The organism is Marinobacter sp. MMG032 (assembly GCF_040112695.1).
GTDB classification, from domain to species: domain Bacteria; phylum Pseudomonadota; class Gammaproteobacteria; order Pseudomonadales; family Oleiphilaceae; genus Marinobacter; species Marinobacter salsuginis.
The window spans coordinates 2,487,230-2,499,105 of the sequence record NZ_CP157802.1 but is presented as its reverse complement, the minus strand read 5'-3'; the positions used below and the strand labels follow the sequence as shown (position 1 = coordinate 2,499,105).

The window sequence follows — 11,876 nt, the reverse complement described above, 5'->3', positions numbered from 1 at the left end:
TCCGCCCCATCATTCATTTTTCTACCAGCCAGGTTACTTCATGCTCAATGCCGACGCCCTCAGCCAGTTGCGCCAGCTGAAATCGGATATCAAGGACAATAAGGTGGTGTTTCCCGGGACGGTCAAAGCCACCAATGGCCGCTTCGGATTCGTTGCGCTCGACGAGGGCCGGGACGTCTTTCTGCCACCTGAGGAAATGCAGAAAGTGCTGCCCGGGGACCGGGTGAATGTCACCGAGCAGGAAGTTGAGAAAGGCAAAACCCAGGGCGTGGTGGACGAATTACTGGAAACCCGCCTGAACACGTTTGTCGGGCGCTATCTGATCAAAGGGAAAGGGCATTTCGTGGTACCCGAGACGCCGGGTATCAACCGCTGGATCTTCATTCCCCCGAAGGAACGGATGAACGCCCAACAGGACGATTACATCTACTGCCAGATTCACCGGCATCCGATCAAGGACGGCAAAGGCCAGGCCAGGGTCCTGCGGGTGATCGGCAAGGCCGGGGAACCCGGTATCGAACGTTCCTTCACCCTGGCGACGTTTGATCTGGCAGACACCTGGCCCGATGCGGTGCGCGCGCAGGCCGACAGCCTCAGTGACAGCGACATTGAATCCCGGGAAGCCGGGCGGGAAGATCGCACGGACCGACCCTATGTGACCATCGATAGCCCGGGCACCCAAGACATGGACGACGCCCTGCTGGCCGAACCCAACGCCACCGGCTGGACCCTGTCGATTGCCATTGCCGACCCGACCGCCGTGATCGAGACCGACAGCCCGGCGGAGCAGGAAGCGTTCAATCGCGCCACCGCCATTTACTTCCCGGGCGAGCCCCTGCCCATGCTGCCGGACAGCATCAGCACCCGACTGTGCTCATTGATGCCGGATATGAAACGCCTGGCCCTGGTGTGTGATCTGCAGGTCAACAACGATGGCAGCCTGGGCGATTACAGCTTTCACCAGGCGGTTATCCGGTCCAAGGGCAAGCTCAGCTACGAGTTGGTCTCCAACCTGATTGAAGGCCGGGAAGACGATGAGATCAAGGCGCTCCCGGACGCCGTTGCCAACAGCCTGGATCAATTGCACCAGGCAGCGACAGCGCTCAGGAAATGGCGCAGCGAGCATGCGTTGCTGAGCGGCGACCGGCCGGAATTCCGGCTCCGCCTGGATGAAAACAAGCGTATCCGGCTGATCGAGCCGTCCATTCAGAACGAAGCCCACCGCCTGGTGGAAGAGTGTATGGTTGCTGCCAACCGCTGCGCCGCGGATTTTCTTGCCAACCAGACAGCGGGCTTGTTTATCCAGCACCCCGGGCTTCGGGATGATCGCGCCGATAACATCCGGGCGCTGCTCGACAGCCACGCCCCACACCTGTCCGGGGTTGATGCCCATCAGGCCGAGGGCTTCCGCAAATTGATGAAAGAAACCGACGCCCTGGAAGCCGAGGTACCGGTCAAGGCCATACTGTCCCGCCAGCTTGCCCGGGCCGAGCTGAGCTTCAAGCCGGCTCCTCACCAGGGAATGGGCCTGGATGCCTACACCACGTTTACCTCGCCACTGCGCAAGTTCTCGGACTTTTACGTGCACCGGCTGATCAAGTCGGCGCTGTGGGATACTCCCATGAAACCCCTGACCGAGGATCAGCTTGAAGCCCTGCAAGCCGCCCAGATCCGCGCCCGTCAGGCGGCAAACAGCCTGGAAGCCTGGCTCAAGAGCGACTTTGCCAAGACACTGAGCGAAGAACCCATGACCGGGGTGATCAGCCGCACGGTACCCGCCGGCTTCTTTGTGCGGCTGGACACCAACGGGCTGGAAGGGTTTGTCAGCTGCAAGGACCTGGATGGCAAGTACAGCTTTGACCCTGTCACCCTGCGCCTGATCCATAACAAGAACGGGCGCATCTTCCAGCTGGAGCAGCCGGTGACGGTTAGCTTTGCCGGGGTAGACGAAGAACGCAGGCAGATTAATTTCAAGCTGGTGGAAGCGCAGGAGATAGCCACCGGAGCTAGTTCCAAAGACGGTTGAAAAACCACGCTGGCGGGCGCATCGTATCATTCAGGACATGTTCCTTTGATGGAGGTGCGCCATGCCCATCAGCCCTGACGAATTTCTCAGAAAGTACGGTTTCGACAAGGAAGAGGAGGAACGGGACCACAGCCTCCGCCACAACGCCATGGAGCACGCCAAACACCTCCGCCGGCCCCATGCGGGAACGCCTCATGACTGGGAAGAGTGGGAGCGTTACAAGCGAGAACATCCGGATGAAGTAGAGGACGATTCCGACAGCTGATGCCCGGCACTTACCGGGCCAGCATTTCCTCCACCCGTTCATCCTTCGCCTGCCACTTTTCTCCAATCCAGGTCTTCACGTTTCGGCGGTGCTCCGCATCCGTTGAGTAATTCCGGCCTTTCAGGTGGTCCGGGATATCAACGGTGTGGATTTCCAGTTTCACTTCCTTCACCCGGCCACAGATAAACTCCCAGAAGGTGGGTGCGCCACCCGGATAGGCGATGGTCACATCCACCAGCGTCTGGATAGAGTCCCCCATGGCGTCGAGTACGAAGGCGGCACCGCCGGCCTTGGGTGTTAGCAGGTGCTTGTAGGGCGACTTTTGCTTGTCGTGTTTGGCCTGGGTGAAACGTGTGCCTTCCACGAAGTTCATGACGCTCACCGGGGTATAGCGGAACTTCTCACAGGCCCGGCGGGTTGAACGAAGGTCCTCGCCCCGCTTCTCCGGGTGCTTGATCAGATATTCCCGGGTGTAACGCTTCATGAAGGGGAAATCGAGGCCCCACCAGGCAAGACCGATTACCGGTACCCAGATTAGCTGCTGCTTGAGGAAAAATTTGAGAAACGGCGCCCGGTGGTTGAACACCCGCTGCATGGCAAAGATATCCACCCAGCTCTGGTGATTAGCCAATACCAGGTACCAGCTTTCCCGCTTCAGGTTTTCGGCCCCTTTCACGTCCCAGTTCGTGCCATGGGTCAGCTTCATCCAGCCGGTGTTGCAGGCCACCCAGGCTTCTGCGATCCAGATAATTACTTTGGTGCACAACACCCGGAAGCCGGTGATGGGAATAATCAGTTTCAGGATGGCCGGGATGTAGAGCAGGATGCACCAGAACAAGGTGTTGATTCCCAACAGAATGCAGTTAAGTACACCGATCACGGGGGCGGGGAGAAAGCTGAGCATGGCAATCCTGTTTTTTGGTTGTTCTTTGCAAATGGGGGCCAATGATAGCAACCCCGGGGCCCCTTGGGCAGTGGCCTGAAGTGACCGGTTTGCCCTTCGCTTTGGACACTTCTGCCATGGTGATTTCCTCCTCACCATGGATAATCCCGGTTTGCAGCCTGCAAGACCAGGTCTTCGGAAATCAGTACAGTGTGCTTCAAATTCTCCATGGACACCCCCATGCCCAATCTCTTCAAATCAGCTGCTGACCGCGCGGCCGGCGTTACCCGGCAAACGGCCCTCTATGCCGGCAATGCCTTCGACCGTATCTTTCGAGCCGCCAGTCTGGTCCAGGCCGGACAGACGCCGTTTGAGACGCTCCATACCGATGGCCTGGTCAGCCTGCGCTACTATCCGCCGCTGGCCGAGGATTTCATCGAGCTGGAAGGCGAGACCATTGCGGTGGAGCGGACAGCCCACAAGACCCCGATTGTTATCGTGCCGCCCCTGGCGGTGAACATGCTCATCTACGATCTGTTCCCCCAGCGCAGCCTGGTTCGGTTTCTGCGGGCCAGGGGCTTTGAGGTCTATCTGATTGATTGGGGCATGCCAACGCGGGAACACAGTCATTACAACCTGCATACCTATGTGGCGGAGCTGTTGCCTGCCTACTTGAACCGGGTTCGAGAGCACAGCGGCGAGCAGGAGCTGTCGCTGCATGGCTGGAGCATGGGCGGGATGTTCACGCTGTTCTATTCCGCGCTGAGCAACGATCAGCACGTACGCAATGCCATCGTGCTGGGCTCGCCGATTGACAGCCACGCATCCGGGATTCTGGGGGTGGTGAATCAGCGCATGGCAGACGTGGCCGGATTTATCCGGGAGCGTACCGGGTTCCGGCTTCACGATGTGAAACCGTACTGGTTTCATACGCCCGGGTGGGCCAATACCATCGGTTTCAAGCTGACCAATCCCATTGCCAGCGTGATGAGTTACTGGGAGCTGATCATTCGACTGGGTGATCGGGAATTCGTGACCAACCACGCGACCACGTCGGCGTTTCTGGACCGTATGGTGGCCTATCCCGGCGGGATCATTCAGGACACAGTGGTGCGGGTGTGGATCGACAACCAGCTGTCGAAAGGTGAGATCCAGATCGGGGAGGACATTGCCAAACTGGACAATGTGAGTGCCAACTTACTGGCAATCGCCGGCGGCGACGATACGCTTGTGACGCCTGGTGCGGCCAAGCGGGTGATGGATCATGTGAGCTCCACCGACAAGACGTTTCGGGTTGTGCCGGGTGGGCATATGGGCATTCTTGCAGGGAGCAAGGCGCCGCGTCAGAGTTGGCTGGAGTTGGCGGAGTGGCTGGCTTTGCGGTCAGACTGATTGTCTGGCTTTGGAGTTTGCCGGCAGGTGTCAGGGAGGGCTTTCCAAAACGCGCTCCTTGCGGCACGTCCATGTGACGCTTGACTGTCGCCATCCTTGGCGACAGACAGTTTTGGAAAGCCCTCCCTGACACCTGCCTCCTCTAACTTCAGAGATTTTTCAAGGCTGTTTCCAGTTCTGACAAGCTGTTGATAACCGCAGAAGGCTTGATACCCCAATCTTCAAACACCTTGTTCGGATCCCTTTGAACCCAGATTGCGAGTAATCCTGCTGCCCGGGCACCGATGACATCCCAGGCATTGCTCGAAACCAGACACAAGGGCTTTTCCCAACAGCCCGTGGCCCTTCGGGCATAGGTGTAGACAGCCGGATCGGGTTTGAAGGTTTTGATGTCATCTACGGACACCAGGCCTTCAAACTGGTCCAACAGATCGTTATGCCCTAATACCTTCTCCAGCGCGGGATAGCTTCCGTTGGAAAACGCAAACAGCGGATACTGCCCTTTCAGTGTTTTCAGCGCCGGCAAGGCATCGTCGAAGGCGGGCAGGGAAAGGTAAGCAGCCATCAGGGCGTTTTCGCGTTCTTCGGACAGGGTCAGTTTGTGGGTGGCCATGGCGTAGCGCAGGGCTTGGCGGGTGCAGACACCGAAGTCTTCGTAGACTTTCATCAGGCCCTTTCGGAATGAGAACTCCAGCTGTTTCTCCCGCCACAGTGCGGCTACGGCTTCTGCCCTGTCGCCGGCGTCCTCCGCCAGGAGGCGGGACATGCCCATGGGGTCGACCAGGGTTCCGTAAACGTCGAAAGCGAGGGTCATGCTCATCAGTGGGGCTCCTCATCCGGAAGGGGGTTCGGGGTCGTATACTGAGGTCACAGTATCGGGATTTGAACGATCACTCAACACAGCCAGCAATGACGACGGTTTAAACGAAAGGAGCGAATCTGACTCGGCAGCTATGACTATCCTCAGGAATCTGCTCGTTTTACTGGTGCTGGGCACCACCGCGGCCTGTGCCACCAGCACTCAACTCTATACTCCCGGGCCCTCAACATTGGGCGCCGAACCCGTATCCGATTTCGACCGCTATGTGGAATCTGCCAAGGCCTATGTCGATACCAATCTGGTGCCTGTGGAAGGCTTTGAGCGGGAGCAACAGGTGTTGTGGAACCTGCCCTACAAGCTTGCACCGGCGGCGAGTTGTAGCACGGGGGACCGCACCGGGCTGTTGCTGGTGCACGGCCTGAGCGATTCGCCTTTTGTGTTCAGGGATCTGGCCCGTTACCTGGCGGATCAGTGCGTGGAAGTCCGAACCCTGTTGCTGCAGGGACACGGTACCCGTCCCGGGGATATGGTGACGGCCAGCGCCGATGTGTGGCGCGAGCAGGTACGCAATCACTTCTTCGCCCTGTCGCAGGAGGTAGACCGGGCGTTTATCGGAGGCTTTTCACTGGGTGGTGCCCTGGCCACGGATTATGCCCTTTCGGAAACCGGGCCCAGACCTGCGGGCCTGGTTGCGGTCGCACCCGCCTGGCAGCTCAACGGTCTTCGGGACTACCTCTGGCTGGCGCCAATCGCCGACGTGTTTGGTGACTTTGTGGAGAAAGAACCGGAGCTGAACCCGGTAAAGTACGAGTCGTTTTCCTTTAACGCCGGCAGTCAGATCGGGGATGTTATCTCGGCGGCCCAGGGCCGCATCGTCCAGCAGGAAACCATTGATATGCCGTTGTTCCTGGCTGCGACAGAGGCCGACTCGGTGATCAATCTCGACTATCTGGTCACGCAGTTCCGGGAACGGTTCACCAATCCCGGAAACGCCATGGTGATTTTTCGGGATACTCGTAAATCCTGGCCGGACGCACTGGCCGATGAGCGCATCCGTTTCCTGAACAGCTATCTGCCTGACGCCAATATCCTGGAGTTCTCTCACCAGTCGCTGTTGATTGCGCCAGACAACGAACTCTATGGCCTGGGCGCGCCACTGCAGCGTTGCCTTGAACCCAATAATATCTCCCTGGACGAATGCCGGCAGTTGCCGGAGCAAGAGCTCTGGTTCAGTGCCTGGCACGATACGGAGCGCCCGGTCTTTACCAGCCGGCTAACCTACAACCCCTGGTTCAATGACCTGGCGTCAGCCATTGGGACATTTATTCAGGCACACCAATCCGATAAGGGGCCGTAGCGCCACCGAGGGCATCGGGTTACACTGCCATTCATGAACCCGATTGATACATTCAACCTGGATTTCCGGGCACTCAGCACTTTTCTGGCGGTACTTGATGAAGGCAGTGTTTCCCGTGCTGCGGTTCGGCTGGGGGTTACCCAGTCGGCGGTGAGCCACACGCTGGAACGACTGCGTCAGGCCCTTGGGGACCCACTTTTCGTGAAATCCGGGCGCGGCATTGTGCCAACCCGCTACGCCCTCCAGGCGGGCCCGCATGTTCGCCAGATTCTGGACGACCTGCAGTCGCTGTCGTCTGGCCCGCCGTTCAGTCCCGCCACGGCCGAGTTCACGTTCACGATTGCTGCCAATGACTACCAGCGGGATCTTCTGCTGCCCGGTCTCGTGCGTACGTTGCGTCAAGAGGCTCCGGGTATCAGCCTGCAGGTTATTCCGTCCGGCATTCCCAGGGCAGATCTGTTGCGGAAGGATGTCTGTGATCTGGTGATTTCGCCCCACGCGCCGGAGGCGACGGACATTATGCAGCGGGGCTTGATGGCTGATCGGATGGTGGTGTTCTACGATCCCGAACACCGGAAACCGCCAGTGGATCTGCCGGAATACCTGAAGGCAGACCACATCGCCCTGTTATTCGCTACCGGCGAGAAACCCACGGTGGAAACCGCGATTGAGGCGCGTGGACTGGTTCGTCGCAATGTGGTGACGGTGTCCAATTTTTCGGGTCTGCCTGAGTTTCTGCGGGGTACCGACATGCTGGCGACGGCGCCTGAAGGCATGAGCAAACACTTACTTCGCGACTTCGCCTGGGTTCCCCTGCCCTTTGATTTCAAGCCGTTCACCTTGCTTATGCTGTGGCATCGCCGCAATCAGAATGACCCTGCCCACAAGTGGCTGCGCAATCAGGTGAATGCCGTGGCCGCTACGCTCAACGGTCTGAAAAGTTAATCAATTAGTTTTGCTCATAGGTTGTATGAGCCTTCTTGCCGTTATCTTCCATCTCCTTCTGCCCTAGACTGCGTTTACTCCCGTCCCGGCCTGTTGGACTTTTTGAGATAACACATCAGGAAAACCATGCTGACTTTGACCAGTGTCTGGACAACCGTTTTGCTTGCTGCCGCTGTGGCCCTTGGGCCGCTGGCGACGGATATGTATCTGCCGGCGCTGCCACAAATCGGTTCAGACTTCGGCACCGGTACCGATCAGGTTCAGCTGACGCTGAGTCTTTATTTGGTGGGGTTTGCCATTGCTCAGCTGATTTGCGGTCCGTTGGCCGACCGTTTTGGTCGCAAGCCGATCATGATTGGCGGTTTTGTGCTGTTCGCCATTGCCAGTATTGGCTGTGCCCTGGCGACCAATATTGAAACCTTGATCCTGTGCCGTTTTCTGCAAGCGCTTGGTGGTTCTGCCGGGCCGGTTCTGGGTAGGGCGGCGATTCGAGATATTTACACGCCCCGCGAAGCCGCGAAGATCCTGGCAATTCTGGCCAGCATCATGGCCCTCGCGCCGGCCGTGGCGCCGACTATTGGTGGCCTGCTGACGGCTGGCTTGGGCTGGGCTTCGGTATTCCTGGCCCTGGGAGGTTATGCATTGGTGATGGCCGTGGTGGTGGCTTTTGGTATTCCCGAGCCCATGCGCCCGGAGCATCGGCAATCTTTGAAGCTCTGCAGTCTGCTGCGGAACTATCGGACTATCGCGAAGGACATCAGCTTCGTGGGCTACACCCTGACCAATGCGCTGATTTTTTCCGGTCTGTTCGCCTTCCTGTCTGGTTCTTCGTTCGTCCTGATCGATTTCCTGGGCGTGCCAACCGAGCAGTTCGGTCTTTACTTTGCGTGCATGGTGGCCGGGTACATCGTAGGAAACCTGACTGCCGTCCGTCTCGGCCGTCGCCTGTTGCCGGACCAGATCCTGATGCGGGGACTAATCATTGCCGTGGCTGGTGGCAGTCTGATGGCCGTGCTGGCACTGAGTGAAGTGTTCAACGTCTGGGCGGTGATCCTGCCCCAGGCCCTGTTCATGATCGGAACCGGGATGGTGCTGCCCCAGACCATGGCCGGCGCCCTGGCCAACTTCCCGAGCATGGCGGGCTCCGCTTCTGCCCTGTTCGGCTTCACCCAGATGGCCGTTGCGGCCGTCGCCGGTATGCTGGTGGGCCACCTGCACGATGGCACCTCTCTGGTCATGGCCCTGATCATTGCAGCCTGCGCCGCCATCGCCATGGGCTGTTATCTGGTGCTGGTTCAGCGTTATCCTGCGAAAGGTTTCGAGCCACAAGGCGCGACCGGCAATTAAGGCAAAATCATCCAAAGTGGTCTACACAGAGTACTTAACACTCTAAACCAGACACCGAGGAGCAAAGACTATGAGCAGCGTTAACCTGGACGGCAATCCCATTGAACTGAGCGGCAAATTTCCCGAAACAGGCGACAACGCGCCTCCCTTTACCCTGACCAACAGCGGCCTGGAAGAAGTCAAACTCGACAACTGGGCCGGCAAGCGCAAGATCCTGAACATCATCCCCAGCATCGACACCGGCGTCTGCGCCGCGTCTACCCGGAAGTTCAACGAAAAAGCCGGCAGCCTGGACAACACCGTGGTACTCGTCATCTCCGCCGATCTGCCCTTCGCGGCCGCCCGCTTCTGCGGTGCCGAAGGCCTGAAAAACGTCGAAACCCTCTCCACCTTCCGGAACTACAGCTTCCAGCAGGATTACGGCGTCGCCATCCAGGACGGCCCGTTAGCCGGCCTCTGTGCCCGGGCGGTGGTTGTGCTTGATGAGAACAACAAGGTCATTCACAGCCAACTGGTTGATGAGATCAAAAACGAGCCGGATTACGATGCGGCCTTGAAGGTGCTGTAAACCTTCTTTTTGCCCTGAGTGCCGGACATATCACCGGTCTCGGGGCAGTTGGATGGGGGCGGGCTTCTGAAACCGTGCGGAGCCATGGGTGAAGCGCGGCAGTGCTTCACGGGCTGGCCAAGGATGGCCTGCCCAGGGCCCTCAGTGCGACGCAGGAGCATTAAGCACTGAGGGGCGGAGCCGAGCGTACAGGGATGTATTCACAGCGTGTTTCAGAAGCCCGCCCCCAGCCGACTGCATGCTCCAAAACCATAACCTGTTAGAATTCCCCGCCCGTAGCCCGAACCCTAACCAAAGGCCCCTGACGCCCCGTGCAGACCACCACCCAGAACCCATCCCTGGCCCGCCAGCTCTACAACATGACCTGGCCCATGCTCTTTGGGGTACTGTCCCTGATGACCTTCCAGCTGGCCGACAGTGCCTTCGTGGGTCAGCTTGGCCGTGATCCTCTGGCGGCCCTGGGCTTTACCCTGCCGATGCAGCAACTGATCATCGGCCTTCAAGTGGGTCTGGGTATTGCCACCACGGCGATCGTCTCCCGCACATTGGGTGCCGGCGATGAGCTTCGAGCCTATCGCCTGGGCGGGCTGATCATCACCGTTGGCGGCAGCCTCGTTTTGGTCATCTGCGTGGCCCTGTGGTTTCTGCAGGAGCACATCATGACAGCCCTGGGCGCGGAGGAATCACTGCTGCCATTGATCCGCCAGTACTGGGTGCCCTGGCTGATGGCCGCCTGGACCGGCGCGTTCCTGTATTTTGGCTACAGCGTTTGCCGGTCCCATGGCGACACCAAATTGCCCGGGTACATGATGGTGGCCACGAGCCTGACCAACATCGCCCTGGACCCGCTGTACATTTTCGTTTTCGGCTGGGGCCTGCCCGGCGCCGCCTGGGCTACCGTGACCTCTTTCGGTATCGGCTGCCTGGTGATCTACCCGAAACTCCTGAAACGCCACTGGGTTCGGTTCGATCTTCAGGAGCTTGCGCTCTGGAAGGCCCTGAAACAGCTCAACGGCATCATGGCGCCGGCCATGGTCAGCCAACTGATGCCGGCGGTTTCCGCGATGCTTGCGACGGCCCTGGTAGCGGGATTCGGCTCGGCCTCGGTGGCCGCCTGGGGCCTGGGCACCCGCCTGGAATTCTTCTCGATTGTGGTGGTACTGGCACTGACCATGTCGATGCCGCCGATGATTGGCCGCATGCTGGGGGCTGGCGATATCGAGCAGATCCGGAAGCTGGTTCGTCTGGCCGTGCGTTTCGTGGTGGTCTGGCAATTGGCCATTGGCCTGGCCTGGGTGGTGGCATCCGGATTGGTGTCCGAGCTGTTCTCCAGCGACGGTGACGTTCAGGAAGTTCTGGCCGGCTATCTGTTGCGGGTGCCACTCAGTTATAGCGGTCTGGGTGTGTGTATGCTGATGGTGTCGGTGTGCAATGCCCTGGGGCTGGCAATGCGGGCCCTGCTGGTGTCCACCCTGCGCCTGTTTCTGTGCTTTCTGCCTCTGCTCTGGCTGGGCAGCCAGATCAATGGCATCTATGGCCTGATGAGTGGTGCGCTGGTCGGCAATCTGTTTGCCGGCGCCATGGCGTACAGCTTTTACCGGTCCGGCATGGCGCGCTTGAAGGCCGAGGTGGCCTCAGGCAAAGCGTGAACGGAAGTTTTCGGGTATTGGCACCACTTCTTTGCGGTGGTAGTTGAAGAAGACGAAGCCGTATTTCGCCAGGGCCACGGGCTGGCCGCTTTCGGCCTTGGTGACCCGGAACACGAAATCACCGCCATACTTGTTGAAGTCCATAACGCCTACTTCAAACCTGAGCATTTCCGGAAAGAAGGATTCGGACTGATACATGGTGGCCAGGTCGGTGACGATGATGCCGGTGCCATCCTTGCTGGCTTCCTGGATGCCATAACTGACCAGGAATTGGGCCCGGGCTTCGGACAGCATGGAGATCAGGGCGTCGTTGCCGAGGTGGTTGGCGCCGTTGATGTCGGTGATTCTGACCGGCATTCTGGTTTCGAAGCAGAAGACGTCGTCCGGGAAGGAGAGTTTGATTCGGGCCACGGGGGTTCCTGTTTTCGTTTCGTATCTTGGGGCGAATCATACGCTGTTCGACTTTAGTGTTCATCTCAAGACGCCCCGTCCCAAATCGGTTATCTTGCTATGAGATCTCCGCGCCGTTGGTTTTGGTGGAGCGACGGCAGGGAAGGGCTTTCCAAAACACGCTCCTTTCGGCACATCCATGTGACGCTTGACTGTCGCCATCCCTGGCGACAG

At 58.9% G+C, this 11,876-nt stretch carries 11 protein-coding genes; 8 read left to right on the top strand and 3 right to left on the bottom strand.

Translation table 11 applies throughout. The annotated features are described in order from the left end of the window. Window positions 1–40 precede the first annotated feature (40 nt). A complete protein-coding gene (locus ABNF92_RS11455; RefSeq protein WP_349342205.1) occupies window positions 41–2,026 on the top strand; it encodes a VacB/RNase II family 3'-5' exoribonuclease in 1,986 nt (661 codons plus the stop codon). 61 nt (window positions 2,027–2,087) lie between these two features. Further along, window positions 2,088–2,291, top strand: coding sequence for a hypothetical protein (locus tag ABNF92_RS11450; RefSeq protein ID WP_349342204.1), 204 nt, complete (start codon window positions 2,088–2,090; stop codon window positions 2,289–2,291). Window positions 2,292–2,301: 10 nt separating this feature from the next. Here ABNF92_RS11450 and ABNF92_RS11445 read toward each other — a convergent pair whose 3' ends face one another. After that, a complete protein-coding gene (locus tag ABNF92_RS11445; protein ID WP_349342203.1) occupies window positions 2,302–3,195 on the bottom strand; it encodes an acyltransferase in 894 nt (297 codons plus the stop codon). Between the two features lie 219 nt (window positions 3,196–3,414). On the opposite strand from ABNF92_RS11445, the gene ABNF92_RS11440 reads away from it, so the two are divergent. Then, on the top strand, window positions 3,415–4,566 hold the full coding sequence (locus ABNF92_RS11440; protein ID WP_349342202.1) for an alpha/beta fold hydrolase: 1,152 nt from the start codon (window positions 3,415–3,417) through the stop codon (window positions 4,564–4,566). Between the two features lie 148 nt (window positions 4,567–4,714). On the opposite strand, the gene ABNF92_RS11435 is transcribed toward ABNF92_RS11440, so the two are convergent. Next, window positions 4,715–5,386, bottom strand: coding sequence for a haloacid dehalogenase type II (locus tag ABNF92_RS11435; protein ID WP_349342201.1), 672 nt, complete (start codon window positions 5,384–5,386; stop codon window positions 4,715–4,717). Between the two features lie 133 nt (window positions 5,387–5,519). Between ABNF92_RS11435 and ABNF92_RS11430 the strand changes: the two genes are divergently transcribed. The 5 genes from ABNF92_RS11430 (at window position 5,520) to ABNF92_RS11410 (ending at window position 11,252) form a co-directional block, all read left to right on the top strand. After that, entirely contained in the window at window positions 5,520–6,743 is a 1,224-nt protein-coding gene (locus ABNF92_RS11430; RefSeq protein WP_349342200.1) for an alpha/beta fold hydrolase, read from the top strand. Window positions 6,744–6,776: 33 nt separating this feature from the next. Then, the gene (locus ABNF92_RS11425; protein WP_349342199.1) at window positions 6,777–7,688 is read left to right on the top strand and encodes a LysR family transcriptional regulator; all 912 of its coding nucleotides are present in this window, start codon (window positions 6,777–6,779) and stop codon (window positions 7,686–7,688) included. Between the two features lie 126 nt (window positions 7,689–7,814). Continuing rightward, window positions 7,815–9,035: a Bcr/CflA family multidrug efflux MFS transporter gene (locus ABNF92_RS11420; protein ID WP_349342198.1), complete on the top strand. Its 1,221-nt coding sequence runs from the start codon at window positions 7,815–7,817 to the stop codon at window positions 9,033–9,035. A gap of 70 nt (window positions 9,036–9,105) precedes the next feature. Next, entirely contained in the window at window positions 9,106–9,603 is a 498-nt protein-coding gene (gene tpx / locus ABNF92_RS11415; protein WP_349342197.1) for a thiol peroxidase, read from the top strand. A 311-nt stretch (window positions 9,604–9,914) separates the two neighbouring features. Beyond that, window positions 9,915–11,252, top strand: a complete 1,338-nt coding sequence (locus tag ABNF92_RS11410) for an MATE family efflux transporter (protein ID WP_349342196.1) — start codon at window positions 9,915–9,917, stop codon at window positions 11,250–11,252. Here the strand turns inward: ABNF92_RS11410 and ABNF92_RS11405 are convergent. Further along, the gene (locus ABNF92_RS11405) at window positions 11,238–11,663 is read right to left on the bottom strand and encodes a thioesterase family protein (RefSeq protein ID WP_349342195.1); all 426 of its coding nucleotides are present in this window, start codon (window positions 11,661–11,663) and stop codon (window positions 11,238–11,240) included. The genes ABNF92_RS11410 and ABNF92_RS11405 overlap by 15 nt on opposite strands. Window positions 11,664–11,876: the final 213 nt, after the last annotated feature.

What these genes read in the sequence shown, in the direction of transcription:
- ABNF92_RS11450 (WP_349342204.1), top strand. Translation starts at nt 2,088, where the DNA reads ATGCCCATCAGCCCTGACGAATTTCTCAGAAAGTACGGTTTCGACAAG.
- ABNF92_RS11455 (WP_349342205.1), top strand. Translation starts at nt 41, where the DNA reads ATGCTCAATGCCGACGCCCTCAGCCAGTTGCGCCAGCTGAAATCGGAT.
- ABNF92_RS11440 (WP_349342202.1), top strand. Translation starts at nt 3,415, where the DNA reads ATGCCCAATCTCTTCAAATCAGCTGCTGACCGCGCGGCCGGCGTTACC.
- ABNF92_RS11420 (WP_349342198.1), top strand. Translation starts at nt 7,815, where the DNA reads ATGCTGACTTTGACCAGTGTCTGGACAACCGTTTTGCTTGCTGCCGCT.
- ABNF92_RS11425 (WP_349342199.1), top strand. Translation starts at nt 6,777, where the DNA reads ATGAACCCGATTGATACATTCAACCTGGATTTCCGGGCACTCAGCACT.
- tpx (WP_349342197.1), top strand. Translation starts at nt 9,106, where the DNA reads ATGAGCAGCGTTAACCTGGACGGCAATCCCATTGAACTGAGCGGCAAA.
- ABNF92_RS11445 (WP_349342203.1), bottom strand. Translation starts at nt 3,195, where the DNA reads ATGCTCAGCTTTCTCCCCGCCCCCGTGATCGGTGTACTTAACTGCATT.
- ABNF92_RS11435 (WP_349342201.1), bottom strand. Translation starts at nt 5,386, where the DNA reads ATGAGCATGACCCTCGCTTTCGACGTTTACGGAACCCTGGTCGACCCC.
- ABNF92_RS11430 (WP_349342200.1), top strand. Translation starts at nt 5,520, where the DNA reads ATGACTATCCTCAGGAATCTGCTCGTTTTACTGGTGCTGGGCACCACC.